The following is a 26083-nucleotide window of genomic DNA, read 5'->3' on the forward strand; positions in this document are numbered from 1 at the left end:
TTTCAAAGCTATCATATGTACCGGATCGTTACTGTATGACCGGTTTTCAATTACTCTGCTGCCTGTACAGATCTCTTTGTAACATCGTTCTGGTTCTTGTACGGATCTGGTCTGAACAGAAGGAAGAGCAGGATCGCTGCAAGGATCAGCGCTACGATCGTTCCAATTCCGAAGGAACCGGCACCTGTGACAACAAGACCGATCTGGTATACACAAAGTGTTACAACATAAGCAAAAATGTTCTGGAAGAGAATTGCAAACCAGAACCATTTTCTGGACTGCATCTCATGTGCCATTGTAGAAATAGCTGCAAGGCACGGAGAGTCAAGCAGGTTGAACAGCAGGAAAGAAAATGCTGCTACTGCTGTCGGGAACCATGCTTTGATCGCTGCACCAACGATCATGGTATCCTCTGCATCATCACCAGCTACGTTTGCAAGAACACCCATTGTACTTACGATGGACTCTTTTGCGGAGAATCCGGAGATGGAGGCTGCAACCGGCTGCCATTTGCCAAATCCAAGAGGAGCAAAGATCGGAGCAAGGATACCGCCAAGGATAGCCATGATACTGTCGTTGCTGTCCTCAACAAATCCGATTCCGCTTCCTGTATTTCCGATGCTGGAAAGGATCCACATGATAACGGTTGCAAGGAAAAGAATGGTACCGGCTTTGATGATGAAGCCTTTCAGTCTCTCCCAAACATGAAGCAGAACTGTCTTTACAGACGGAATGTGATACTGTGGAAGCTCCATTACGAACGGAGCAGGTTTACCGGAGAAAGGTTTTGTTTTCTTCAGGATGATCGCAGCTACAAGAACTGCTACAACACCGATGAAGTACATCAGTGGTGTGATGAAACCAGCAGCTACATAGTCACCGGTTGCATAAGCGGTCATGATACCACCCATAAGGGCGATAACCGGAAGCTTGGCACCACATGGGATAAATGTTGCTGTCATGATCGTCAGACGACGGTCATTATCTGCCTCGATCGTTTTGGAAGCCATGATTCCAGGGATTCCACAGCCGGAGGAGATAAGAAGCGGGATAAAGCTCTTTCCGGAAAGTCCGAAATGACGGAATACACGGTCCATGACGAATGCGATACGAACCATGTAACCGCAGTCCTCAAGGATGGAAAGGAACAGGAACAGGATTGCCATCTGCGGAACGAATCCAAGCACTGCACCAAGACCACCGATGATACCATCTGATACAAGGCTTACCAGCCAATCCGCAACGCCGGCATTGCCGAGTCCATCCGATACAACACCCTGGATGGTTCCCACAAAGCTGTCGTTCGTCCAGTCTGTTACCATGGTACCAACTGTTGTTACCGATACATAATAAACGATAAACATGGTAAGGATAAAGATCGGAAGACCGAGAATACGGTTTGTTACGATACGGTCGATCTTATCGGAAACTGTCATCTTATTTCCGCTTCTCTTAACGTTTGCAGAAACAACCTTCTGGATGTACTGATATCTTCCATCCGTTACGATACTCTCTGTATCATCATCCTCTGCCTTCTCAAGGCCAGAAGCAATCTCCTCGATCCTGGACTGTGCAGAAGCCGGAAGGTTCAGACCTTCTTTTACCTTGCTGTCTCTCTCAAGAAGCTTTACTGCATACCATCTCTTGTTCTCCTCAGCGATGTTTGCAGGAACAAATCCCTCGATCTCATTTACAGCTTTTTCTACTGCTTTCGGAAATTCCATCTGCTTAGATGGTACTCTGTGCTGGTTCGCACATTTGATCGCCTCATCAACAACCTCTTTAAGGCCTGTTCCTTTAAGAGCAGAGGTCTCAACGATCGGGCATCCAAGCGCGGAGCTTAAGCCTTTTACATTGATATGGATGTTGTTCTTTTTCAGAAGATCCACCATATTAAGAGCAATAACAACCGGGATACCGATCTCAAGAAGCTGGGTTGCAAGATACAGGTTTCTCTCGATGTTTGTTGCATCCACAAGATCGATGATCACATCCGGTTTCTCTTTCAGAAGGTAATCACGGCTGACAACCTCCTCAAGTGTATACGGGGAAAGTGAATAGATACCCGGAAGGTCTGTTACCGTTACATCCTTCTGGTTTTTCAGCTTACCCTCTTTTTTCTCTACAGTAACACCTGGCCAGTTACCAACGTACTGGTTTGCGCCTGTAAGAGCATTGAACATTGTAGTCTTACCACAGTTCGGGTTTCCGGCAAGAGCTATTGTTACAGACATTTTGCATCCTCCTTTTTTCAGGTCAGAGCCTGACGCTCTGTCATTTTTCGAAGCTTATTTACTTTACTTCCACACATGCTGCGTCATGCTTACGCAGGGAAAGCTCATAACCTCTGATGGTGATCTCAACCGGATCTCCAAGAGGAGCTACCTTTCGGATATAAACCTCGCTGCCTTTTGTGATTCCCATATCCATGATACGGCGCTTGTAAGCCGGGTCGCCGGTGATCTTGGAAACAACTACTGTAGAACCTACTGCTGCATCACGTAAAGTCATTTCTCTTTTCCTCCCTGTTCATATTCCAATTCCTAATCTATCCTCAACTGCGCCTTCCGCAGTTTGGGGCAAATCCACTACCGGTCACTGCCGCACAGTCCGGTCACACCATAATGTGTCTGGCCATTTCCTTATTGACTGCTACTCTGGAATCCTTGACATTTACGATCAGATTGCCGTCAAACTGAGAAATAACTGTCACTTCCGCATTCTCAACAAAACCAAGGCCTGCAAGAAATCTTCTTGTATCCTCCGCTCCGGAAATACGCTTAATCGTGCCAGTATCACCTGACTGTAAAAATAAAATCGGCTGCATGGAATCCCTCCGTTTCTTTCTATTAATTAACTCAGTCTAATTAGTCAGCCCTAACTCATAGGTTAGTTTATACTAAGTTTTTTCGAATGTCAATCCCCTAAATGAAAAAAGTTAATCAAGATTAAGTTTTTATAAACAACATATAAAAAAAGTTCCTGCATTCTGAAGTACTTCTGGCTGGCAGAAGGTTACCTCTCCTTTGCAGGAACTCTGTTCTGATTCTTTTTCTGTTTGCAGCCTGTTAAGCTAAAATCCCCTTCGGAACTTTTTCTTTCTTCCAGGCTGCTCATATTTTTATCTCTCAGTGGATCTGATCATCTAGCAGTTTCAGGATCAGATTCTCTGTTTCATTGATTCCGTAGCTTGCACTGTTGATACAAAGATCATAATTATCCGGCTTGCCCCACTGAGCTCCGCCGTAAAAATTGTAATACCGTCTGTGCTGGCTATCCATCTTCTTCAGGAAACGGACTGCCTGCTTCATATTCATCTTCCTCACATCCATAACATGCTGCACACGGATAGCAAAAGGAGCTGTGATAAACAGACTGATATGCGGAATGTGATTGTTCTTGAGGATCGCATCCGCACACCTTCCCATAATGATGCAGTCCTCTTTTGAGGCCAGATCGCAGATCAGGTCACTCATGTTAAAGAATACCGCATCCTGTTTCGGAAGACCATGGTAACGGTTGAATTCCCGGAACCAGCCCTTGGGATCAAATTTATGCTTCTTCTCATATTTATTGAAATCCGCAAAATATTCCGCATCGTTGACAGCGCCCTTTTCCGCCTCAAGACGCCTTAATACCTGATCAAAGATCTCCACATCATAATAGTTGATCCGAAGCTTGTCTGCCAGTCCGAAACCGATATCATTACCGGCACTTCCCTGTGTACGGCTGATGCAGATGACCAGATGGTCATTCTCAGAGATTTTTTCCCTGTGCTTGATCATATGATTCAGCGCCACACGTTCCTTATCCATGATATCCGTAGCAACAAAAGTCTCCGGCAGCGTCAGGATCTCCTGAAAGATCTCATCATATTTCTTCATGAGACGGCTTTTTTCTTCTTTATCCTTGATGGTCCTGGCCATGTTGCTGATCAGTGCCATCTCGCTTCGAAGAAGATGTCCGTCCGGTTTGGTATACATCAGAGCACTTAAGTTCCGGATAGTGCCTTCTCTGTCACCGGTGAAGGTACGTCCAAGGGAAGATCCTACGCTTTCATAAACCTCGCCATCCAGTTCATAAAGTCTGGTGGCAAGCTCTCTGCATTTCTCTCGAATGTTATTATCCTGCATATTGATCCTCCTCCCTTATAAAAAGAATACCAGCATATCGATGATGAACACCGGTACCAGGAAACAAATGGACCATGCCATATATCCGAAGAAGGACGGCATGTTGATACCATTTTCGTCAGAAAGTGTCTTGACCATAAAGTTCGGAGCATTGCCGATATATGTATTGGCGCCCATAAATACAGCACCGCAGGAAATCGCAGAAAGCAGCTTTACAGGAACCGTTCCCAGCGTTGTTGCGATTCCGTTTGTAAATCCAAGAGTTCCTGCTGTTGTCAGAAATACCAGATAGGTCGGCGTATTATCCAGGAAGCTGGACAAAGCTCCGGTCGCCCAGAACATCTGGTACGGCTCGGTGATACCAAGATTCGGTCCTACTGCTTTCAGAAGCATCAGAGCCGGCTGCATGGTGATAAAAATACCGATGAAAAGTACTGCAACCTCCTTGATCGCACCCCAGGTAAAATGGTTCCGCACACGGATCCTCTTATCCGTTGTCTTAAAGGACAAAAATGCAGCTGCCAGGATCAGGACGATCTCAATGATCGACGGGAAACTTAAAGTAACCTCACCGAAAATATGAATCCCCTTTACATTTCCGGCTGCATCCTGGAATACAGGCATACCTGGAAGCATTCCGCTTAAGATAACACCCACAACGATCATCACAAGGAAGATGATATTATGAAGACCCTCGATCTTAAACTCGGTACCCGGTTTGCTGATATCCGGTTTACGTCCCTCTGCGATATCCTTCTTGTAAGAGCGCATATCCAGATGATAGAACACAAACAGAAGAATCACCATATTAAGGATCAGTACCGGAAAAAGATGAAGGCTCCAGAAGAACGGAACTCCTCGCATGAAGCCCATCAGAAGCGGCGGATCACCGATCGGTGTCAGGCAGCCACCCATGTTGGATACCATAAAGATGAAAAAGATCATAATATGACCTTTTCTTTTTCTCCAGGAATTCATTTTGATCACCGGACGGACCATCAGCATGCTGGCTCCGGTAGTTCCGATGCAGCTGGAAAGCAGGGTTCCCAGTGCAAGAAGTCCTACATTTACTCTTGGTGAGCCCGCAAAATCACCCTCAACTGTAATGTTACCGGATACACAGAACAGTCCGAATAACAGGATGATAAATGTAAGATAGTCATTGATCACGCACTCCAGTACTGTTTCCGCAGTTTTTCCGGCACCGTAAACAACTGCAAACGGAATGATCATAAGAACGATCCAGAATGCAACTACAACGGGCTGATGTGACTCCCACCACTCACCCTTTACCAGCGGCATCACTGCAACACACAGAAGAAGACCCGCAAAAGGGATACAAAGCCACACCGGCACACCAGATCCTGTCCCACCGTTTCCGGCTGCCCATACACCCACAGGACATGCCAGAAATACTGTCAGAAAAGTACACATGACGGTTAATAATTTTTTCAAAATTTTCACCCCTCACATAAATTTTTTTACCAGTGAAATTATAACATATGGCGTTCTAAAATCAACTGTGTAGATGTGCAATTTATACTCAAACCTTCGCGCTTTTTTGTACATTTTGCCGGTGTATCATAGTAGTTTTTGTTTGTTTTCAAACACACGACCAGATTTTCGGATACTGTTTTCTATATCTGTTATATAATTTATATACATTGTCTCTCTGAAAAAAAAGCAGCCGTATTCTCCATCGGCACACTACCCTTTCCGGAAAATACTGCTGCTTTTGTATCTGTTATTTTTTTATTATTCCATACACTCGTCAAGGATCTCTGCCATCTTGTCGATATCCTCTTTTGTGATCACAAGAGGAGGAACAAGGCGGAGAACATCACTTCCTGCTGAGATCACCAGAAGGCCCTTTGCAAGAGCTTTTTTCACCACGTCTCCTACCGGACGTCCCTTGATCACGATACCCTGCATGAAACCTTTGCCTCTTCTTGTTTCTGCACAGTCATGCTTTGCAACCAGTTCGTCCAGCTTCTCCTCAAAATACGGAGTAAGTCCCTGCACATGGGAAAGGATCTGATCTTTTTCAAAAATGTCAAATACCTTGCTGACTGCTGCACATACGAAGGGATTTCCACCGTAAGTGGTTCCGTGGTCGCCTGGCTTCAGGGAAGCTGCAGCTGCTTTTTTGTTCAGCACAAAAGCACCTACCGGAACACCACAGCCAAGTGCTTTGGCACAGGTCATGATATCCGGCTGTACTCCATATGCCTGCCATGCAAAATAATGTCCGGTACGTCCCATACCGCACTGGATCTCGTCCAGGATCAGGATGATATCCTTCTCATCACAAAGCTTACGTAAGCCTTCCAGGAACTCTTTTGTAGCCGGATAAATACCTCCTTCTCCCTGTACGGTCTCGGTGATGATGGCACAGGTCTTATCTGTAATCTGAGCCTTTACGCTCTCAAGATCATTGAAATCCGCAAATTTCACCCCACCCATCAGAGGCTCAAAGGGTTCTCTGTAATGTGCATTGCCTGTCACGGAAAGAGCGCCGATGCTACGGCCGTGGAAGGAATGGTTCATGGCAATGATCTCATGGTCTGCATGGCCATCTCTTTCGTAGGCATATTTCTTGGCAGCCTTCAGAGCACCCTCAATGGCCTCTGTACCACTGTTTGTGAAGAAAGCCTTTTCCATATGGCTTGCCTGTACAAGTCTGGCACCTGCCTCAATGATCGGCTCATTGTAGTACAGGTTGGAAATATGCATCAGCTTGTCGATCTGGGATTTCAGTGCTTCGTCATAGCCCGGATAATGATAGCCCAGGGCATTTACTGCGATACCTGCCGCAAAATCCAGATATTCCTTTCCTTCGGAATCATAGAGGTAACAACCCTCGCCTTTTTCAAAAACTACCGGAAAACGGTTATATGTATGAAGAATACTGGCTTCAGATTCTTCCATCTGTTCATTCATGCTCATTGTAATATTTCTCCCCATCATCTTTTAAAATTGCAGTACCAATACCTTTGTTTGTAAAGATCTCAAGCAGTAAGCTGTGCGGGATCCTTCCATCCAGGATATGGACTCTGTTTACGCCATGCTCGATAGCGTCGATACAGTTTTTCAGCTTCGGGATCATACCGCCGCCCACAGTACCATCTGAGATCAGATTCTCAGCCTCATCTACACGAAGCTCGGAGATCAGAGTGGAGGGATCATCTGCATCCCTGTAAACGCCCTCAATATCGGACAGGAAGGCAAGCTTCTCTGCCTCAACTGCCTCTGCAATGGCGCAGGCTGCATCGTCCGCATTGATATTGTAGGAATCAAAATTTTCGTCAAAGCCGATCGGGAATACGATCGGAAGGAAATCTCTTTCCAGAAGGTCATGAAGGATCTTCGGATTAACCTTTGTAACCTCACCTACGTAGCCGATGTCTTCGCCTTTGGAAAGCTTCTTTTTGCACTGGAGAAGACCGCCGTCCTTACCGCTGACACCTACAGCCTGTACGCCGAGAGATTCTACCAGAGTAACAAGCTCCTTGTTTACTTTTGCAAGAACCATCTCTGCGATCTCCATAGTGTCTTTGTCCGTTACACGGAGACCGTTTACAAAATGCGGCTCCATGCCAACTTTACCGACCCAGCGGCTGATTTCCTTGCCGCCGCCGTGAACAATGATCGGTTTGAAACCGACTAATTTCAGAAGGACTGCGTCCTTGATGACGTTACGCTTTAATTCTTCATCAAGCATGGCGCTTCCGCCGTATTTGATGACTACGATCTTGCGGTTGAACCGCTGGATGTATGGCAGGGCTTCTATGAGAACCTCTGCTTTGTCAAGATATTTCTGATTTACCATGTGGGTGTCTCCTTTTTTTGAAAAATGATATGGATTGAAAAAGGTTTTGTTGTTGTATGTTGGAGGGATTTCTTTTTTATTATAATTTTGTCTCAGCTAACAGCTGTGGATTTGCGAGGAGGGGAGGCACTCGGAGTTCCGAAGGCCGTTTCCCCTCCTCGCGCTCCTCCCCTCCGGCCACGGGAGGACGGGCTGTTGCCCGCGTTGCGGGCAAAGCGCCTACTGCGGACAGGCTGTCGCAGACAGCCGCTTCCGACGCGCTTTCGCCGAAGGCGAACAGCTCGTCAGTCTGCCTTCGGCGACTGACGTTTAACACGACATAACTTCCGGGCTCCCGCTCTGAGGTTTCTCACGTTCGTCACTCAGTTTTCATCAACTGAAGTTCAACACGCCTCAACTTCCGGGCTCCCGCCCTGCGGGTTCTCACGTTCGTCAGGCAGTTTTCGTCGACTGAAGTTCTACATGCTACAGCCAAGCGTGCCCAACGGAGGGGGTTCTTAGGGGGAGCGTGCGGGCTTCGCAACTTTGAGCTCGCTCCCCCTAAGGGTTTTCTCAGCTTACAAACTGAAACAAAACTACAACTAAAATCCACCATAAAAAACATTCTACAAAGCTCTTACATCAAGAACGATAATCCGCATTGATCTTTATGTAATCATATGTGAGGTCGCATCCCCACGCAGTTGCGGATGCATCTCCCATCTTCATATCCGCGATGGCTGTCACTGCCTCTTCTGAGAGGATCTTAGTTGCTTCCTCTTCGCTGTAGCCTGTAGAAACTCCATTTTCAATGATCTTGATCTTTCCTGCTTTGCTCTCAAAGTAGAGATCTACCTTTTCCGGATCGAACTGGACGCCGGAGTAACCGAGGGCGCAGAGGATTCTTCCCCAGTTTGCATCGTGGCCGTAAATGGCTGCCTTTGTTAAGGAAGAGGTTACTACGGATTTACTTAAGGTTACGGCTTCTGCCTTGGTGGCTGCGCCGATGACCTTGACCTCGAAGAGTGCAGTTGCGCCTTCTCCGTCACCTGCGATCTTTTTGGCAAGGGTTGTGTTTACGTAGTTAAGAGCTTTTTTGAACTCTTCATAATCTGCGTTTTTCTCTGTGATCTTCGGATTGCCGGCCTGTCCGTTTGCAAGGAGAAGGACAGTATCGTTTGTGGAGGTATCGCCGTCAACGGATACCATGTTGTAGGTGTCCTTGATATCCTCGCTGAGTGCTTCCTGAAGAAGTTCCTTTGAGATATCCACATCACTGGTGATAAATCCAAGCATCGTGCACATGTTGGGGTGGATCATTCCGGAGCCCTTGCACATACCGCCTACCGTTACGGTTTTTCCACCGATCTCGATCTCTACCGCTGCCTCTTTCTTCTCGGTATCTGTTGTCATGATGGCTTTTGCTGCCTCAAGGCCTGCCTCGCGGCTTCCCGCAAGCTTCGGTGCCATGGCTTTTACTCCGTTTGCGATACGGTCGATGGGAAGCTGCATTCCGATGACACCTGTGGATGCTACCAGTACGCTGTCTTCCGGGATCCCAAGGCTTTCGGATGCTGCCTTGGCGGTTTCCCTGCAATAGCCGAATCCTTCCTCACCGGTACATGCGTTGGCGATTCCGCTGTTGCAGATCACAGCTCTTGCACCCGGGTGATTATATACAATGTCCTGATCCCATCTTACAGGAGCTGCTTTTACCACATTGGTCGTGAAGGTTCCTGCAGCCACACAGGGAACCTCACTGAATACCATGGCCATATCGGTACGGCCTTTATATTTGATCTCTGCTGCAGTTGACGCTGCCTTAAAACCTTTTGCGGCTGTAACGCCGCCGTCGATGATCTTCATATTATATATCTCCTCTCAATGGTGATGCCAAATCGAATATCGCAGTTCATTCGTTTAAAGTCCTTCTGCATCCCCCATATTTTATTTGTGATCTGCCTGTTTTACGGGCACATCGGAATCTGTTTCAGTCCTTCGTTCTCGTCAAATCCAAACATCAGGTTCATGTTCTGAACAGCCTGTCCTGCTGCACCCTTTACCAGGTTGTCGATAGCGCCCATCATGATGACTCTCTTTGTTCTCGGATCGATCTTGAAGTTCACGTCCACAAAATTGCTGCCTTCTACATTTCTTGTCTGCGGGCATACATCCTTGTTCAGGACACGTACAAAGAACTCGTCTTTATAATATTTGTCATAGGCTGCTTTTACTTCCTCATAGGTAACATCCTTGGTCAGGGAGGCATATGCTGTTACCAGGATTCCACGGTTCATCGGAACAAGATGCGGGGTAAAATTGATCATCACTTCCTGTCCGCATGCATATCCAAGCTGATCCTCGATCTCCGGTGTATGTCTGTGTGTGGCAACACCGTAAGCTTTGATGCTCTCGTTTACCTCACAGTAGAGATTCGGAACCTTGGCTCCTCTTCCTGCTCCGGAGGTTCCGGACTTGGCATCAATGATAATGGTATTCGGATCAATGAGGCCTTCCTTTAACAGCGGATAAATAGACAGTGTGGAGCATGTCGGATAGCATCCCGGGTTGGCGATCAGCCTTGCATTCTTAATATCCTCACGGTTGATCTCGCAGAGGCCATAAACAGCTTCCTCGATAAACTGCGGAGCCTTATGCTCGATTCCGTACCACTTCTCATATTTTTTCACATCTTTAATACGGAAATCTGCGCTTAAGTCGATCACCTTACATTTGGAAAGGATTTCTTCATTAATAAGGGATGCACAAAGGCCCTGTGGTGTTGCGGTAAAGATCACATCCACCTCATCTGCAAGTGCAGCCATGTTGTCATCCATACATTTGGCATCCACCAGCCTGAAAAAATTCTGATAAATATCTGCATACTGCTGATCTATGTAGCTTCGGGAGCCGAACCATTTGATCTCAACGTCCTTGTGTCCAAGAAGAAGTCTTACGATCTCATTTCCTGCGTATCCTGTCGCACCGATAATTCCTGCTTTAATCATCTTTCACATTCCTCCTCTGCCGTTTTCCTACGGCTTAATACACCCTGCAGAAGCGCTTGCTATTCTTATTTATGCCTCTTTTTTATGTCTTCTGATATCTGAATCTTCTGCACAGGTCAGACGGACATCTTAAACCTGTCTGTACTGCCAGCTCATATGTCCATCTTATCAATGGATAGATTATACATCTTCTCTGCATATTATGCAATAGTCATTTTCTTTGATTTTTCATGGTCTTTTCTGTTTTTCCTGTATTTTCTTATAATATCACCTACTTTCAGATGCATTTTTATGCAAAATTTTTTTCATATTTTTCAAATTATCTCTTGCATATTTATAAAATCTGGTGTATATTAAGCCATGTCGACAGGACAGCCGAAAATTTTGTTTTGTTGTACATGAATATTTATTCACTCTGGTAAAGTTATAAAACAGCATAATTTTTTCCAGATAACGTAAAAAAATTCACCGTCCCGGAAATGTCCGGAGCGATACAAAATCAAAAAAATCCCAGGAGGACATATATTATGAAAGAAAAAGTTGTTTTAGCGTATTCCGGTGGTCTTGATACCACAGCCCTTATCCCGTGGCTGAAAGAAACCTTTGATTATGACGTTGTCTGCTGCTGTGTAAACTGCGGACAAGGAAACGAGCTGGACGGTCTTGAAGAGAGAGCCAAAATGTCCGGTGCTTCCAAATTATATATCGAGGATATCGTCGATGAGTTCTGCGATGATTTCATCATGCCGTGTGTAGAGGCTGGTGCTGTATACGAGCATTCCTATCTTCTCGGAACTTCCATGGCTCGTCCGGTCATTGCCAAGAAGCTGGTTGAGATCGCACGTAAAGAGGGTGCCGTTGCTATCTGCCATGGTGCTACCGGTAAAGGAAATGACCAGATCCGTTTCGAGCTTGGCATCAAGGCTCTCGCTCCGGACATCAAGATCATTGCTCCATGGCGTATGACAGATCTGTGGACCATGCAGTCCCGTGAAGATGAAATCGAGTTCTGTAAGGCTCATGGCATCACTCTTCCATTTGATGCAAGTCACAGCTACAGCCGTGACAGAAACCTCTGGCACATCAGCCATGAGGGACTTGAGCTTGAGGATCCATCCCAGGCTCCGAACTATGATGACATGCTTGTATTAAGTGTAACACCTGAGAAGGCTCCGGATAAAGAAACTGAGATCACCATGACATTCGAGCAGGGTGTTCCGAAAACACTCAACGGAAAAGCAATGAAGGTTTCCGAGATCATCACAGAGCTGAACAAGCTTGGCGGTGAGAACGGCATCGGTATCGTTGATATTGTTGAGAACCGTGTTGTTGGTATGAAATCCCGTGGCGTTTATGAAACTCCTGGCGGAACGATCCTGATGGCAGCACATGACCAGCTTGAGGAGCTGATCCTTGACCGTGAGACAATGGAAGCCAAGAAAAAGCTTGGCAGCCAGTTTGCACAGGTTGTTTACGAAGGAAAATGGTACACACCTCTCCGTGAGGCTATCCAGGCATTTGTTGAGTCCACTCAGAAATATGTTACCGGTGAGGTTAAATTCAAGCTTTACAAAGGAAACATCATCAAGAATGGTACAACCTCTCCGTACAGCCTTTACAATGAGTCTCTTGCTTCCTTCACAACCGGTGATATGTATGATCATCATGATGCAGACGGATTCATCACTCTGTTCGGTCTGCCGCTGAAGGTTCGTGCCATGAAGCTTGCAGAAGTTAAGAATAACCAGAATCAGAACTAATTTTGTTGGACATTGTTCCGACAGATCATAAGAATGCCCCGGGAAGCTATATAAGTTCCCCGGGGTCTTTTGTTATATACTGCTTTGATCACATAATACCTAATAAACGAAAGGATTTTTTATCATGAACTCACAGAAAATGCCTCTGAAAAATTCTCTCTGCCTGCTTCTGGCCGCAACGATCTGGGGAATCGCCTTTGTTGCCCAGAGTGTCGGCATGGAATATGTCGGCCCCTTCACCTTCAACGGCGTCCGTTCCCTGATCGGCGCCGCTGTCCTGGTTCCGGTGCTCTTTATCCTGAACCGTTCCGGAAATAAATCCTCTGCTGCCACAGACTCCGCAATACCGGAATCCTCATCAACCCCTTCAGAAAAAGCTGTATCCCCCACGCCATATAACAGCCGTGACCTGTGGCTGGGCGGCATTGCCTGCGGATTTGCTCTTTTTGCTGCCAGCAGCTTCCAGCAGTTTGGTATCCAGTACACAACAGTAGGAAAAGCCGGCTTCATCACCGCCTGCTACATTGTCATCGTCCCGATCATCGGAATTTTCCTGAAAAAGAAATGCAGTCCCTTTATATGGGCAGCCGTTGTCATGGCACTGGTCGGACTTTATCTTCTCTGCATCACAGACGGATTTTCCATTGGCCTCGGAGATATTCTGGTGCTGGTATGTGCTTTTCTCTTTTCCCTGCACATTCTGGTGATTGACTATTTTTCCCCGAAGGCAGACGGTGTAAAGCTTTCCTGTATCCAGTTTCTGGTCTGCGGGATCCTGTCCATGATCCCGGCACTTATTCTGGAACATCCGCAGATTTCTTCCATTCTCACTGCCTGGCTGCCGATCCTGTATGCTGGTGTGATGTCCTGCGGTGTTGCCTACACCCTGCAGGTCGTAGGCCAGAAAAATGTGAATCCCACAGTTGCTTCTCTGATCCTTTCTCTTGAATCCTGCATCTCCGTGCTTGCAGGCTGGGTGCTCCTGGATCAGAAGCTTTCCATAAAAGAGCTCCTTGGATGTGTCATCATGTTTGCAGCCATCATCCTGGCACAGCTGCCGGAAAAAGAAAAAGATAATAAATAAAAAACAGGCAGCCGGTTTGGTATTTTACCTTCCGGCTGCCTGTCTGCATGTTTCTTAGTCTGCTGTTTCTTCCTTCTTAATAAAGTTATTATAATGTGCCTTGATCTTCTCAAAGCTCTCCTGGCTGATGTCGTGCTCCATCTTGCAGGCATCCTCCATTGCGATCTCTGCCGGAACCCCAAGTCCCTCCAGCATCCTGGCAAGAACAATGTGACGCTCATAAATCTGATTGGCGATCTCTGCCCCCTTCTCCAGAAGTGTCACGGTACCGTAACGGTCCATAGCAATATAACCATCCTCACGAAGAAGCTTCATTGCGTGACTGACGCTTGGCTTGGAAACACCAAGTCTGGTCGCAATATCAATGGAACGAACTCCTCCTCCTTTTTTGGATAAAACCAGAATTGATTCAAGATAATCCTCCGCTGACTGTCTGATCTCCATATAAAATCCTCCCTGCAAAAATTTAACTCTATATAGACCCTCTAAAGGGACCTGAAGCCCATTCTTTCCCTGTTCTACAGGCGAATATTAACTTTTAATATACCGCTTAAAGGATGTTGTGTCAAGCATTTCGCACATGTTTATCTTGACATTAAAAATAATTTCCCCGATAATAGTAGCTGAACAATATATCTGTTCTATAGCAGCCCGGAATCCTTTCCAGTAGTGCTGTCTTTTGAACAGTAAAGAAAGGAGATTTTTTATGCTCAAAACCCTTCTGGCCCAGGTCAGGGAGTTTAAAAAGGCATCGTTTCTCACGCCTTTTTTCATGATCCTGGAAGTTCTCTTTGAGACTCTGATCCCCCTGGCCATGGCTTCCATCATTGATAAGGGTGTGGAAGCCGGAAATATCGGCCATATCTATCGGATGGGTGCAGTTATGGTAGCTCTTGCCCTGTGCGGACTCTGGTCCGGCGTCATGGGAGGAAAATACGGAGCACTGGCCTCCACAGGCTTTGCCAGAAACCTCCGAAAAGCCATGTACACCAACATCCAGACCTTTTCTTTTTCCAACATCGACAAATACAGCACTGCCGGCCTGATCACCCGTCTTACCACTGATGTGACCAACCTGCAGAACGCCTATCAGATGATCCTTCGTATGTGTACCCGTGCACCGGCCAGTCTGATCTGTGCCATGGTCATGGCATTTCTTATCAATGCAAAGCTTGCAAGCATCTATCTTGTCGCTGTTATCTTCCTGGGAGGCTGTCTGATCTTTATCATGAGAAAAGCAACGGTATATTTTCAGGCCGTATTCCGTAAATATGACGACCTGAACGCAAGTGTCCAGGAAAACATCGGCGCTGTACGCGTTGTCAAGGCCTATGTCCGCGAAGACTACGAGATCAGCAAATTCCAGAAAGCCTGCAACAAAGTATACGAAATGTTCTTAAGTGCTGAGAAGATCGTTGTCATGAACATGCCCCTGATGCAGTTTACCGTTTATGCCTGTATCCTGGGGATCAGCTGGCTCGGCGCCAAAATGATCGTAGGCAGCTCCCTTACTACCGGTGAGCTTATGAGCCTTCTCACCTACTGCATGAACATTCTCATGAGCCTTATGATGCTTTCCATGGTTTTTGTTATGGTAACAATGAGTATTGCCAGCGCAGAGCGTGTTACGGAAGTCATCAATGATACTGCTGACATCACAGATCCGGAAGATCCAGTAACAGATGTCCCGGACGGAAGTATCGTCTTCGATCATGTAAATTTCAGCTATAAGAAAGACAGTCAGGAACCCGTTCTGAAGGATATCAATCTCTCGATCCGCTCCGGCGAGACCATAGGGATCATCGGCGGTACCGGAAGTGCAAAATCCAGCCTTGTCAACCTGATCAGCCGTCTTTATGACGTAACGGATGGTTCTGTTTCCGTAGGAGGCATCGATGTCCGTAAATACCATCTGGAATCTCTCAGAAATCAGGTTTCCGTTGTTCTTCAGAAGAATGTACTCTTCTCAGGAACCATTCTGGAAAACCTCCGATGGGGTGACAAAAATGCCACTGAGGAGGAATGCCGCCGCGCATGCCAGCTTGCCTGTGCCGATGATTTCATCGAAAAAATGCCAGACAAATACAATACCTTCATTGAACAGGGCGGCTCCAATGTTTCCGGAGGCCAGAAGCAACGTCTCTGTATTGCCCGCGCTCTTCTGAAGAAGCCGAAGATACTGATCCTGGATGACTCCACCAGTGCGGTAGATACTGCCACAGACGCAAGGATCCGCCGTGCCTTTGCTGAGGAGATCCCGGATACCACCAAGCTGATCATCGCACAGCGTGTTTCCAGCATCCAGAACGCGGACCGGATCATCGTTATGGATAACGGTGAGATCAACGGTTTTGGTACCCACGAGGAGCTTCTTAAGACCAACGCCATTTATCAGGAAGTATTTCATTCACAGACCGGCGGCGCCGGTGATTTTGACGAGGGAGGTGAGCCGGCTTGAAAAAACAGAACATGAAAGGCCCGGGCGTTCCTGGCCCAAGGGGTATGGGAACACCGGAGCAGCCGGGAAAGCTTCTGGGACGCCTTGCCCGTTATATCTTTAAAAACTACAGTATCCATATCGTAATCGTGGTGATCTGCATTTTTATCAGTGTTCTTGCCAATGTACAGGGAACCATGTTCATGAAAACCCTGATCGACCAGTATATCACACCGCTTCTCTCAGCAGATACACCGGATTTCGGGCCTCTGGCTGCAGCCATCGCACGTGTGGCATGCTTTTACGCCATTGGTGTTATTGCCACCTATACTTATAACCGTATCATGATCAATGTTTCCCAGGGAACCTTACGTAACCTCCGAAACGATATGTTTGCAACGATGGAAACGCTTCCCATCAAATATTTTGACACTCACGCACACGGCGATATCATGTCCATCTACACCAACGACATTGATACCTTGCGCCAGATGATCAGCCAGAGCTTTCCGCAGCTGCTTTCCAGTGTGATCACCATCGTCAGTGTTCTTGTAAGTATGCTGATCCTGAATGTTCCGCTTACTGTAGTTACCCTGCTTATGGTTGCCATTATGATGACTGCCAGCCGGAAGCTTGCGGGCTTAAGCGGAAAATATTTCCTGGAGCAGCAGACCAACCTTGGTATTGTCAATGGTTATATCGAAGAGATGATGGAGGGTCAGAAGGTTGTCAAGGTCTTCTGCCATGAGGACGAAAGCATCCGGAAATTCGATGAACTGAACGACCAGCTTTTCACCAGCGCAGACAATGCAAACCGTTTTGCCAACATCCTGATGCCTGTGGTCGCACAGCTTGGAAATGTCAGCTATGTGATCTGCGCCATGGTGGGCGGTATCCTTGCTATCAACGGCATCGGCAGCTTCACACTTGGCGGGCTTGCCAGCTTCCTGACCTTCAATAAGAGCTTCAACATGCCTATCAACCAGGTCAGCCAGCAGTTCAACAGTATTGTTATGGCTCTTGCAGGTGCAAAACGTATCTTTGATCTTCTGGATGAAAAACCGGAAGTGGATGAAGGCTACGTTACTCTCGTCAATGCAAAAGAGGAAAACGGTGTTCTTACCGAATCCGACAAACGTACCGGCCGCTGGGCATGGAAGCATTTCCACAAAGCTGAGGGTACCACTGATTATATCGAGCTGAAGGGTGATATGGTCCTGGAGGATGTAGACTTTGGTTATAATTCCAACAAGATCGTTCTCCATGACATCAACATGTATGCACAGCCAGGCCAGAAGATCGCTTTTGTAGGCTCTACCGGCGCCGGAAAAACCACCATCACCAATCTTCTGAACCGTTTTTACGACATTCAGAAGGGTAAGATACGTTATGACGGCATCAACATCACCAAGATCAAAAAAGACGATCTCAGACGCTCCATGGGCATCGTTCTTCAGGATACCAACCTGTTCACAGCAACCGTTATGGAAAATATCCGCTACGGAAAGCTGGATGCCACAGATGAGGAGGTTATCGCAGCAGCAAAGCTTGCCAATGCCGACGGTTTCATCCGCAGGCTTCCGCAGGGTTATAACACCCTTCTCCGCGGAAACGGTGCAAACTTAAGTCAGGGCCAGCGACAGCTTCTCTCCATTGCCCGTGCAGCCGTTGCAGACCCACCCGTCCTGATTCTGGACGAGGCCACCAGCTCCATTGATACCCGTACCGAAAAGCTTGTACAGGATGGTATGGATAAGCTGATGGAAGGCAGGACGACCTTTGTGATCGCCCACAGACTTTCCACAGTACGCAACAGTGACTGCATCATGGTCCTGGAGCAGGGACACATCATCGAGCGTGGTTCCCACGAGGAGCTGCTTACACAGAAGGGCCGGTATTATCAGCTGTATAACGGCTGATCCAGGCTCACAGTTATTTTCGATCTAAAATATTCAATACCAAAAACATGCAGGGTGTATCTTTTCTGATAGTCCTGCATGTTTTTTTATGCTATAATCTTTGATTGAAATCTATTTTTCCGGAAAGGAGTCTCCGTATTTTTATATATGAAACAAACTGAAGAATATTACTACGGCAAAATGCCGAAAGATAAACAAAACGTGTACCGTGCAATGCTTCACGGGCTTATGGAGCTTTCCGACGAGTTCCTGATCCCGCAGGTACCAACCACCGATGGAAACTGGCTCTATGATGTATTTTTCCAGCTTCGTCTGGATCACCCGGAGATTTTCTGGGCTGTGGGGTTTAAATACCGTTATTACAAGGACTCGCCAAATCTGATACTGATTCCTGAATATATCTTCGACAAAAATAAAATCCGGGAGCATCAGAAAGCCCTGGGAGCCCGCGTAGACAAGCTTGTGCGCACCGCCATGAAGTTTTCCGAGTGGGATAAGGAAAAATATGTCCATGACTTCATCTGCGAAAATATCCGCTACGACAAGCTGAAAAAGCCATATTCCCACGAGATCATCGGGCCTCTGGGCCATGGTGTCGGTGTCTGCGAGGGAATCGCCAAATCCGTAAAGGTCCTCTGTGATGCCCTTGGTGTATGGTGTATTATCGCCATCTGTGGGAACAATCCGAAAAAAGGGATCAAATACCGTCATACCTGGAACATCGTCCGGATCAACGGACAATACTATCATCTGGATGCCACCTTCGATAATACTCTGGGCAAAAACGAAGACGGCTCAACCAGTATCCGTTACGATTATTTTAATCTGGATGACAAAAACATCTTCCGTGACCATGAACCACTGATCGCTCCGGCACCTCCCTGCCCGGATGGAAACCACTTTTATTACCGTGAGAAAAAGCTGTCCTTCACCAAATTGGAAGACGTATACAAACGTGCCCTCCAGGCCGCAAAAAAAGGCCGCGAATTCACCTTCCACTGGCGAGGCGGATATCTCACCCGTGAAGTCCTCGCAGACCTTGTAGATCAGATCCAGGCCGCAGGAAAGACACGGGACAAAAAAGCCATCATCACACTCAACTGGCCTCAGGCTGTACTGCGATTTCATTTTGTGGAACAGCAGGCGGAAGGGAAGGTGTTTATTGAGGAAGTGAATGAAGGGGAGAAACTGTAACGTCATTTAAGAAATTCGATAGAGTCAAAATGCCACATATCATTATGCATATGTGGCATTTTTCTGTGAATATAATTCTAAAAATTAAAAGACTTTCCATAAATCAGATTTATAGAAAGCCTCTTGATCACTGCGGATAACAGGACTTGAACCTGCACGGTTGCCCACTGGTACCTAAAACCAGCGCGTCTGCCAATTCCGCCATATCCGCATATTCAATTATATTTTCATCCTGTCTGATGATAAAAAAATAACGGAAAGCAAATGCTTTCCGCTAATGAGGCATCGGGGATTCGAACCCCGGACAACTTGATTAAAAGTCAAGTGCTCTACCGACTGAGCTAATACCCCATAAAAAGGACTGGGCTAGCTGGATTCGAACCAGCGAATGCAGCAGTCAAAGTGCTGTGCCTTACCGCTTGGCGATAGCCCAATGGGCGAAGGGTGGATACAGGGATTCGAACCCTGGGCCTCCAGAGCCACAATCTGGCGCGCTAACCAACTGCGCTATACCCACCACAACGTGCCTGAAGGGATTCGAACCCCCGACCCACGGCTTAGAAGGCCGTTGCTCTATCCAGCTGAGCTACAGACACATGCTCTCTTCTCAGAGAAGCGGGTGATGGGAATCGAACCCACGTATCCAGCTTGGAAGGCTGGTGTTCTACCATTGAACTACACCCGCATGCTTGCGGTAATAAGTTTACAGCAGTCGGGGTGACAGGATTCGAACCTGCGGCCTCCTGGTCCCAAACCAGGCGCTCTAGCCAAGCTGAGCCACACCCCGATGTACCATTTACTTATGGTTTTTATTAAGTTGTTGTCGTCTTCGTTTGTGTTTCGTTTTCGTTTCCTGCCTGACGACAAGTGATATTATATTATAGCAATCTACAAATGTCAACACCTTTTTTGAATTTTTTTAAAAAAACTTTTTTTCACGTTTTTTCCGCCTATTTAAAGGTTTTCTTGTCATTTGCGACTGGCTTATGGTATCATGAAACCATAATTAAAGTCAAGAAAAAAAGCAAATAATAAGGAGATGTTTTTACATGGATATAAAATTATTTCAGCAGAAGCTTAATGACATCTGTGCCATCGCTGAGGAAAACAATAAGCAGCTCTCCCAGCAGCAGATCCGTGATCATTTCGATGAATCGGATCTGAGCACTTCACAGCTTGTAAAGATCCTGCAGTATCTCAAATTAAAGGGGATCACCATCGAAGGCGCCGATGAAGCTGCCGGCGCTGCCAGAGCAGATGCTGTTTCATCCGAATCCAGCGACAAGGACGAGCTTCCGGGTACCCGTGCTGCTCTTACTGCCGAAGAACAGGCTTATCTCAGTGACTATATGGAAAGCTTTTCCCCGGAAGGACTTGATCCGGATGATCTTGCGTCCCTCTTTCATGCCTTTGCAAAGGGTGACACTGCTGCCGAAGGTGCACTGACACAGTTCTACATGGCTCAGGCAGCCCAGATGGCCGCTGAACTGAACTGTGAGGAAATCCACCTGGCCGATCTCATTCAGGAGGCAAATCTGGCCCTTCTGGCGTCTCTCAAAGAAACTGCCCCACAGGAGAAAAACGACACCTGGATGCGTGGTCGTATCCGCAGTGGGATCCTTCATGCCATTGAGGAACAGACACAACAGAAATTCCGTGACGACTATCTGGTATCCAAGGTAGAAAACCTGGAGGCTGCGGTTAAAGAACTCACAGACGATGATGACGCCACCAAATTCACCATTGATGAGCTTGCCGTGATCCTGGATATGAATGTGGATGAGATCCGGGATGTACTTCGCCTTACTGGAGATGATAAATAAAGCTTTCTTCATATTCTTCACAAAAACGGGTCTGACATAGCTTGTCAGACCCGTAATCTTAATATTCTTTATGCTTTTTCTTCCCGTTTCAGCTCCGCCGGTTCTGCCAGATGGATCTTTCCTTCCCGAAATATGTGGATAAATACCTCCGCCATATCCGGATCGAACTGTTTTCCTTCCTCTTCTCTTATGATCCGAAGAGCTTTTTCCACTGGCATCAGTTCCTTATAACAACGTTTGGATGTCATGGCATCAAAGGAATCTGCGATGCAGAGGATCCTTGCAGATGCCGGGATATCTTCTCCCGCGATCCTCCTTGGATAGCCGTTTCCGTCATAACGTTCGTGATGACCGATAACCGCAGGGATAACATAATCCAGCGACGGAAGGTGACGGATGATCCCGATGGACGCCTCCACATGACCTTTCATGATCTCATACTCTTCATCCGTAAGCTTGCCTTCCTTGTTCAGGATATGCTCCGGGATCCCGATCTTTCCAACATCATGAAGAAGCGCCGCCTGACGGATGATCTCCACCATTTCCGTTGTATAGTTCAGCGCCTTCGCAAGACTTGTTGCGTAATAAGCCACATTGTTGGAATGTCCGAAGGTATAATGATCTTTGGTATCAATGGCTGCAGTCAACGCATAGATCGTGGATTCATAGGACTGATAAATATGTTCATGATCGGATTTCTTACCCGCATTTTCTTCATCCAGGCTTTCCTTCAGCATGGTGTCAAAAATCTCGATGCCGTTTTTACCGCTGCGCTTTACATGATATACTGCCAGGTCCGCATTATCCAAGAGCTCCTTTGCTGAGCGTGCCGCATAAGGCGCCGCACTGATCCCCACGCTTACCGTAAGGATCTTCAGCTTGTAGTCTGCAGAATCGTTGCGCATATGCAGGATCTGCTTCTGTATGGATTCTGCCAGATTTCTGGCGGAAAAAATATCGTAATTTGGCATCAGGACCGCAAATTCCTTGGCACTGTGACGTGCCACATATCCCTGTTCTCCCACACTTGCCTGGATGATATCTGCCACCTTTCGAAGTGCAACATCTCCCTGCTGATTTCCGTACAGCTGATTGTACAGCATGAAATCATCAATATTGAACAGGATCAGTGCAAGCGAACCCTCTTTATTTTTTTCGTATTCCTCATCCAGGATCTCATAAAAATATTTCCGGTTCAGAAGGCCCGTCAGTTCATCGGTCCTTGCCTCAGTCCATGCCGCCTCATAAAGTCTGGCATTTTTGATGGCAATGGAAGCTACCGAACTGACCGAAGACAGCATGGCCAGATCATTATGGTTCAGATTTCTGTGTCCGTCACCGGAAATCGCAATAATCCCGGCCAGATCATCATTCTGGCGAAGACCTGCACAGTATTCGATACCCAGCTCTGAAAACATATGTTTTTCCGACTCCCACATGGATTTGTAGGCTGTGGAAGAACGAAAATCCCGGATCACCACACAGTCCTCATTTCTGGTAAGCCAGGTGACCACCGGATTATCCGCTTTCAGTGAAAAGGTCAGATCGTTCAACGGACGGTTGCTGTAAACAGCCTGATATTCCCCTGATTTTTTGTCTCTCAGACAAATATAGATCCGTCCTGCATTGGTAGTTTCCTTCAACACATTTACCGTATTGCGCAGGATCTCTCCTACCCGGAGTGTCCTGGATACTGACTGGCTAAAATCTTTCAGCTCCTGAGACTGCTGGATCTCTTTTTTGATAAAAACATTGTTCATCAGACATTTCCACAGCACTGTGACCAGCCATGCAGATATAAGAAAAACGAAAGAAAAGATCAGCACATGATACTCACTGGCTGCAGGGAGCAGCATTCGGATATAACTCATCAGGTACGGTGAAAGATTGATAAACAGTACTACCGTCAGGACCACGCCCACACCAAAGCAAACCCCATCTGACGCAAGACGGCGCATCTGGAACAGCCGTCTTCTGGTCAGTGCATAAAGCATCAGGACAGCATTGATCAGACCGCTGACAATATCGATGGGGAATCCGGAAAATACCGGCACTGCCAGCGCAAGGTTTCCCACAAAAATGATCAGTATCCCCACAAGGATCGGTTCGATCTGTTTGCGGTATCCGGGATGTCTCCGGCATCCGCGGTACATGGTGATAAAGATCTGAATAATGGTGATTCCTGCCACCACAAAGAACAGAAGGAACCAGGGTGTGATCTTATAAACAAAATGCGCACCACCGTTTTTACGGATCAGATCCGGCCAGCGCAGGATGATCCCGCCCGGGATGTTGATTGCAAAAAGCAGCAGCATCAAAAGCAATGGGATCTTGCTTTTTCTGCCCATACGCACTCCCATGAATTCACTGATGAACACATAGTAAAAATATGGCAGAAACAGGATTCCGGCCAGAGACACATAATACCACAGGATGTAAGAGGGTCCTGCCTCCATACGCATCAGAAAAGAGCCCAACGTCCAGCAGAGCATTCCTCCCAGCACACACATGAAACTGTTGATGATCCGGCTGCGCTTACCAGCCAGAAGAGTCAGTATCATAAATGTATAGAAAAAAACTGAAATGATTGAAAATGATATATAGCTTTCCATAGTTACTTCCTCATATTCCCGAATCCGATTTCATCCTGCAGTCTCAAAAGTTCCGCCACCTCATAATAAGGAGTGCTCATATGCCGTGGTTTCCGTCCTTTTCTGGACTCATACAGATGAAAGGTACCACAGCGCAGGATGGTCACCACAAGGGGATCCATTCCCAGGATTTTCTTCAGATCCCGGTAATCCTGATCGATATATTTGAAATACGTGGTCAGAAGTTCTTTCAGAATATCCGTGCTCATAGCCTGATACATCAGCGCTTCTTTTTTTACTTCTATATAAAGATGCAGATATGGGCGTTTTTTCTCATTATATTCTTTCACTGCGATCCAATCCGTAACCGGCTGCCCGGACAGCTGGATCACACTTTTGATACCATTTTCCGAAATCCTGGTAAAGCCTGCGATATCAATGATCCACGGAACACGGTCTATGTACTCAAATCTTGGGATCTGTGTCCGATCCTCCTGGTTGGTAAGACCCACGCATCGATACATATCTCCCACACGGTACCTGGCAAAGGCTCCGCCCTTCAACACAGTGATCACAAGCTCATATTTCTCCCCGGGAACAACCTCATCCATAAGATAGGTCGGAGGAGTGAACGTGGGATCCTCATAATTATGGAGCATATCCTTTTCGGTGATAAATTCATAAAAGCAGGTATCCGGGAAAAAGTACATTCCGTTCCTGGTCCAGGTCTCGGTTCCTATAATGGAAGGTTCCGTTCCTGCAAAAAGCTCCATGGGCCGAACTCCCCACATTTCCTCCAGATCATCCTTATAGCACTGGTTGTCGGTTCCTGCCACCATAAATCCCTTCAGGTGAAAAAGGTCTTTCGGAAGAAGCTCCCGTTTCTCCTTCTTACAGATCTTTTTGGCATTCAGGATCCTTTTCAGCATCTTTGGTTTATACTGCAGAAGTTCCGAAAAGGAGGTTTTGCTTTTTCCTGATGATACGCTTCCGGTGAGGCTCTGGCTTACTGCATAGGCCACACTTCCAAGTCCGAAGAAAAATTCCACGTCCTGTTTCATAGCCATCTTGAAGCCCTCTTTGTTCCGCTCACCAAAGCTCATATTTACCGCATCTTCCACTTCCGGAAGAAAACGGATGTCGATATCTTCTTTCAGCGCCAGTGGAAAAAGGCCGGTAGCAAAAGGCAACGGTGCCAGTCCGTAAAGGATCTTGTCCGTTTCCTCCACATCAAATTTGCCCTTTTCACGGCTTGTAGCTAATATGAGGCAGGCAACTACATTGTTCCTGTAGGTATCCAGCATACTTCTTGTGTATGGTGCTACCTTTATCGGATGGCGTCCGCCTTCCCAGGTCGTCTGTATCCAGATGATCGGATTCCCCGGAAGAGTTTCACTTCTCTTCTGGAGGAGCATATCCGCATAATCCTCATAAGTGGTAAGAGGTACCAGCCGACGGAACTCGTCGATCCCGGACGGTCTCCTGCCCTTCAGAATGCTTTTGCCCAGTTCACAGTCTGACCAGAGCTGGATCTGCTCTTCCATCAGACGATTCTGGATCTTCATGTAATCCTGCATTGTCAGATCAAGAAATCCGCAATATTCTTTCCAGATAGCATCATACTGCTGTTTTCGAAGCTTTTCGCCAAGACTCACCGCCTTTTCCCCCCTTTTCGCCATGTTTTTATGCAGGCAGCTGTACTGTTTCGGTCTGGGATCAGAAAGGGAGTTGTCTGCTGATACGCTCCGTAATTACTGAATGTTTCCGGAAACACGATCCTGTCCTGGTAAAAAATGTACAATATGTTCCATACAATAAGGACCCCAAAAGCCCCCATTGCCTTCCCGGATCCCAGAAATCCGGCCAGGCAAAAATAAAATCCGGCGAACCACAGAACGCCAGGATGTCGGCAGAGTGCATAAACACCCTCTGTATAGGCCAGCCTTTCATGATTTTCTTTGACATATGTCTCATCAAAGGGCAGCGCAAAAAACAATGTATAGATCAACAGTCCCAGAAACAGGATCGCTGCTGTCAGAAAAACAGCAGAAATAAAAAAAGAACTTCCCCGCCGCGGCCAGCAGCTCCGGATCACCAGACCTGTTGACACTGCGATCAGGAAACATCCTATGCTAAAAAACGGATGAAGAAAGCTTTTTTTCAATCGGATACTGTTATGATCATACAGGAAGCAGCATAAAAAGCCGATACTCCCTATAATAACCGCAGTCATGCGTATTTTCCCCCTTCATTTATGTAAAGCGGACCTTCTCATTCCGCTCTGCTGCATTCTCAGGAACGAGACCCATTCATGGTCAGTACCCTA

Annotated in this window: 19 protein-coding genes and 7 tRNA genes; 6 read left to right on the plus strand and 20 right to left on the minus strand. The window is 46.8% G+C overall.

All coding sequences use genetic code 11. The features are described from left to right. Positions 1-50: 50 nt before the first annotated feature. From feoB to argC, 9 genes are all read right to left on the minus strand, one after another. Entirely contained in the window at positions 51-2234 is a 2184-nt protein-coding gene (gene feoB, locus EAI83_RS02855; protein WP_022426397.1) for a ferrous iron transport protein B, read from the minus strand. 58 nt (positions 2235-2292) lie between these two features. Continuing rightward, the gene (locus EAI83_RS02860) at positions 2293-2511 is read right to left on the minus strand and encodes a FeoA family protein (protein ID WP_015525998.1); all 219 of its coding nucleotides are present in this window, start codon (positions 2509-2511) and stop codon (positions 2293-2295) included. Positions 2512-2614: 103 nt separating this feature from the next. Continuing rightward, a complete protein-coding gene (locus EAI83_RS02865; protein ID WP_015525999.1) occupies positions 2615-2827 on the minus strand; it encodes a FeoA family protein in 213 nt (70 codons plus the stop codon). Positions 2828-3128: 301 nt separating this feature from the next. Then, a complete protein-coding gene (locus EAI83_RS02870; RefSeq protein WP_059086793.1) occupies positions 3129-4133 on the minus strand; it encodes a cytidylate kinase-like family protein in 1005 nt (334 codons plus the stop codon). A 15-nt stretch (positions 4134-4148) separates the two neighbouring features. Continuing rightward, entirely contained in the window at positions 4149-5588 is a 1440-nt protein-coding gene (locus EAI83_RS02875; RefSeq protein ID WP_114002193.1) for a sodium:proton antiporter, read from the minus strand. Between the two features lie 300 nt (positions 5589-5888). Further along, positions 5889-7079 carry an aspartate aminotransferase family protein gene (locus EAI83_RS02880; RefSeq protein WP_118368618.1) on the minus strand — a complete coding sequence of 397 codons (1191 nt, stop codon included), beginning with the start codon at positions 7077-7079 and terminating at the stop codon, positions 5889-5891. Next, positions 7066-7962 (minus strand): acetylglutamate kinase, encoded by an 897-nt coding sequence (gene argB / locus EAI83_RS02885; RefSeq protein WP_022426393.1) that lies wholly within the window; start codon positions 7960-7962, stop codon positions 7066-7068. Before argB ends, EAI83_RS02880 begins: the two co-directional genes overlap by 14 nt. A gap of 621 nt (positions 7963-8583) precedes the next feature. Beyond that, complete coding sequence (gene argJ / locus EAI83_RS02890; RefSeq protein ID WP_022426392.1) at positions 8584-9807, minus strand: bifunctional glutamate N-acetyltransferase/amino-acid acetyltransferase ArgJ; 1224 nt, start codon at positions 9805-9807, stop codon at positions 8584-8586. Between the two features lie 101 nt (positions 9808-9908). Next, positions 9909-10949, minus strand: coding sequence for an N-acetyl-gamma-glutamyl-phosphate reductase (gene argC, locus EAI83_RS02895; RefSeq protein WP_015526006.1), 1041 nt, complete (start codon positions 10947-10949; stop codon positions 9909-9911). A gap of 527 nt (positions 10950-11476) precedes the next feature. On the opposite strand from argC, the gene EAI83_RS02900 reads away from it, so the two are divergent. Both EAI83_RS02900 and EAI83_RS02905 read left to right on the plus strand, forming a co-directional pair. Continuing rightward, a complete protein-coding gene (locus EAI83_RS02900) occupies positions 11477-12709 on the plus strand; it encodes an argininosuccinate synthase (RefSeq protein ID WP_015526007.1) in 1233 nt (410 codons plus the stop codon). A 139-nt stretch (positions 12710-12848) separates the two neighbouring features. Next, complete coding sequence (locus EAI83_RS02905) at positions 12849-13793, plus strand: DMT family transporter (protein WP_129974606.1); 945 nt, start codon at positions 12849-12851, stop codon at positions 13791-13793. 54 nt (positions 13794-13847) lie between these two features. Here the strand turns inward: EAI83_RS02905 and EAI83_RS02910 are convergent, their stop codons facing one another. Continuing rightward, positions 13848-14237, minus strand: a complete 390-nt coding sequence (locus EAI83_RS02910; RefSeq protein WP_021650299.1) for a metal-dependent transcriptional regulator — start codon at positions 14235-14237, stop codon at positions 13848-13850. A 262-nt stretch (positions 14238-14499) separates the two neighbouring features. On the opposite strand from EAI83_RS02910, the gene EAI83_RS02915 reads away from it, so the two are divergent. The 3 genes from EAI83_RS02915 to EAI83_RS02925 all read left to right on the plus strand — a co-directional run bounded on the left by EAI83_RS02915 (position 14500) and on the right by EAI83_RS02925 (position 19343). Continuing rightward, positions 14500-16251, plus strand: coding sequence for an ABC transporter ATP-binding protein (locus tag EAI83_RS02915; protein WP_118368619.1), 1752 nt, complete (start codon positions 14500-14502; stop codon positions 16249-16251). An 11-nt stretch (positions 16252-16262) separates the two neighbouring features. Continuing rightward, a complete protein-coding gene (locus EAI83_RS02920; protein WP_129974607.1) occupies positions 16263-18149 on the plus strand; it encodes an ABC transporter ATP-binding protein in 1887 nt (628 codons plus the stop codon). 147 nt (positions 18150-18296) lie between these two features. Further along, positions 18297-19343 (plus strand): transglutaminase domain-containing protein, encoded by a 1047-nt coding sequence (locus EAI83_RS02925; protein WP_129974586.1) that lies wholly within the window; start codon positions 18297-18299, stop codon positions 19341-19343. A gap of 131 nt (positions 19344-19474) precedes the next feature. Here the strand turns inward: EAI83_RS02925 and EAI83_RS02930 are convergent. From EAI83_RS02930 to EAI83_RS02960, 7 genes are all read right to left on the minus strand, one after another. Continuing rightward, positions 19475-19554 (minus strand) — tRNA-Leu (locus tag EAI83_RS02930). Between the two features lie 67 nt (positions 19555-19621). After that, positions 19622-19694: transfer RNA gene (locus EAI83_RS02935), tRNA-Lys, on the minus strand. Positions 19695-19704: 10 nt separating this feature from the next. After that, a tRNA-Gln gene (locus EAI83_RS02940) sits at positions 19705-19776 on the minus strand. Between the two features lie 10 nt (positions 19777-19786). Next, a tRNA-His gene (locus EAI83_RS02945) sits at positions 19787-19860 on the minus strand. A 5-nt stretch (positions 19861-19865) separates the two neighbouring features. Further along, positions 19866-19939, minus strand: a tRNA-Arg gene (locus EAI83_RS02950). Between the two features lie 18 nt (positions 19940-19957). Continuing rightward, a tRNA-Gly gene (locus EAI83_RS02955) sits at positions 19958-20028 on the minus strand. A gap of 27 nt (positions 20029-20055) precedes the next feature. Continuing rightward, positions 20056-20130 (minus strand) — tRNA-Pro (locus tag EAI83_RS02960). 262 nt (positions 20131-20392) lie between these two features. Here EAI83_RS02960 and EAI83_RS02965 point away from each other — a divergent pair. Further along, complete coding sequence (locus tag EAI83_RS02965) at positions 20393-21166, plus strand: hypothetical protein (protein WP_015526012.1); 774 nt, start codon at positions 20393-20395, stop codon at positions 21164-21166. 68 nt (positions 21167-21234) lie between these two features. Here the strand turns inward: EAI83_RS02965 and EAI83_RS02970 are convergent, their stop codons facing one another. From EAI83_RS02970 to EAI83_RS02980, 3 genes are read right to left on the minus strand one after another with little or no spacing between them, the layout of a single operon-like run. After that, positions 21235-23778 (minus strand): histidine kinase N-terminal 7TM domain-containing diguanylate cyclase/phosphohydrolase, encoded by a 2544-nt coding sequence (locus tag EAI83_RS02970; protein WP_129974587.1) that lies wholly within the window; start codon positions 23776-23778, stop codon positions 21235-21237. Between the two features lie 2 nt (positions 23779-23780). Continuing rightward, positions 23781-25412, minus strand: coding sequence for a GH3 family domain-containing protein (locus tag EAI83_RS02975; protein ID WP_114002198.1), 1632 nt, complete (start codon positions 25410-25412; stop codon positions 23781-23783). After that, positions 25409-25990: a hypothetical protein gene (locus tag EAI83_RS02980; protein WP_118608104.1), complete on the minus strand. Its 582-nt coding sequence runs from the start codon at positions 25988-25990 to the stop codon at positions 25409-25411. The genes EAI83_RS02975 and EAI83_RS02980 overlap by 4 nt, the downstream gene beginning before the upstream one ends. Positions 25991-26083 lie beyond the last annotated feature (93 nt).

The sequence above is a fragment of the Blautia sp. aa_0143 genome, from assembly GCF_004167315.1.
In the GTDB taxonomy this organism is placed as follows: Bacteria; Bacillota; Clostridia; order Lachnospirales; family Lachnospiraceae; genus Blautia_A; species Blautia_A fusiformis.

What these genes read in the sequence shown, in the direction of transcription:
- feoB (WP_022426397.1), bottom strand. Translation starts at nt 2,234, where the DNA reads ATGTCTGTAACAATAGCTCTTGCCGGAAACCCGAACTGTGGTAAGACT.
- EAI83_RS02860 (WP_015525998.1), bottom strand. Translation starts at nt 2,511, where the DNA reads ATGACTTTACGTGATGCAGCAGTAGGTTCTACAGTAGTTGTTTCCAAG.
- EAI83_RS02865 (WP_015525999.1), bottom strand. Translation starts at nt 2,827, where the DNA reads ATGCAGCCGATTTTATTTTTACAGTCAGGTGATACTGGCACGATTAAG.
- EAI83_RS02870 (WP_059086793.1), bottom strand. Translation starts at nt 4,133, where the DNA reads ATGCAGGATAATAACATTCGAGAGAAATGCAGAGAGCTTGCCACCAGA.
- EAI83_RS02880 (WP_118368618.1), bottom strand. Translation starts at nt 7,079, where the DNA reads ATGAGCATGAATGAACAGATGGAAGAATCTGAAGCCAGTATTCTTCAT.
- argB (WP_022426393.1), bottom strand. Translation starts at nt 7,962, where the DNA reads ATGGTAAATCAGAAATATCTTGACAAAGCAGAGGTTCTCATAGAAGCC.
- argJ (WP_022426392.1), bottom strand. Translation starts at nt 9,807, where the DNA reads ATGAAGATCATCGACGGCGGCGTTACAGCCGCAAAAGGTTTTAAGGCA.
- argC (WP_015526006.1), bottom strand. Translation starts at nt 10,949, where the DNA reads ATGATTAAAGCAGGAATTATCGGTGCGACAGGATACGCAGGAAATGAG.
- EAI83_RS02900 (WP_015526007.1), top strand. Translation starts at nt 11,477, where the DNA reads ATGAAAGAAAAAGTTGTTTTAGCGTATTCCGGTGGTCTTGATACCACA.
- EAI83_RS02905 (WP_129974606.1), top strand. Translation starts at nt 12,849, where the DNA reads ATGCCTCTGAAAAATTCTCTCTGCCTGCTTCTGGCCGCAACGATCTGG.
- EAI83_RS02910 (WP_021650299.1), bottom strand. Translation starts at nt 14,237, where the DNA reads ATGGAGATCAGACAGTCAGCGGAGGATTATCTTGAATCAATTCTGGTT.
- EAI83_RS02915 (WP_118368619.1), top strand. Translation starts at nt 14,500, where the DNA reads ATGCTCAAAACCCTTCTGGCCCAGGTCAGGGAGTTTAAAAAGGCATCG.
- EAI83_RS02920 (WP_129974607.1), top strand. Translation starts at nt 16,263, where the DNA reads ATGAAAGGCCCGGGCGTTCCTGGCCCAAGGGGTATGGGAACACCGGAG.
- EAI83_RS02925 (WP_129974586.1), top strand. Translation starts at nt 18,297, where the DNA reads ATGAAACAAACTGAAGAATATTACTACGGCAAAATGCCGAAAGATAAA.
- EAI83_RS02965 (WP_015526012.1), top strand. Translation starts at nt 20,393, where the DNA reads ATGGATATAAAATTATTTCAGCAGAAGCTTAATGACATCTGTGCCATC.
- EAI83_RS02970 (WP_129974587.1), bottom strand. Translation starts at nt 23,778, where the DNA reads ATGGAAAGCTATATATCATTTTCAATCATTTCAGTTTTTTTCTATACA.
- EAI83_RS02980 (WP_118608104.1), bottom strand. Translation starts at nt 25,990, where the DNA reads ATGACTGCGGTTATTATAGGGAGTATCGGCTTTTTATGCTGCTTCCTG.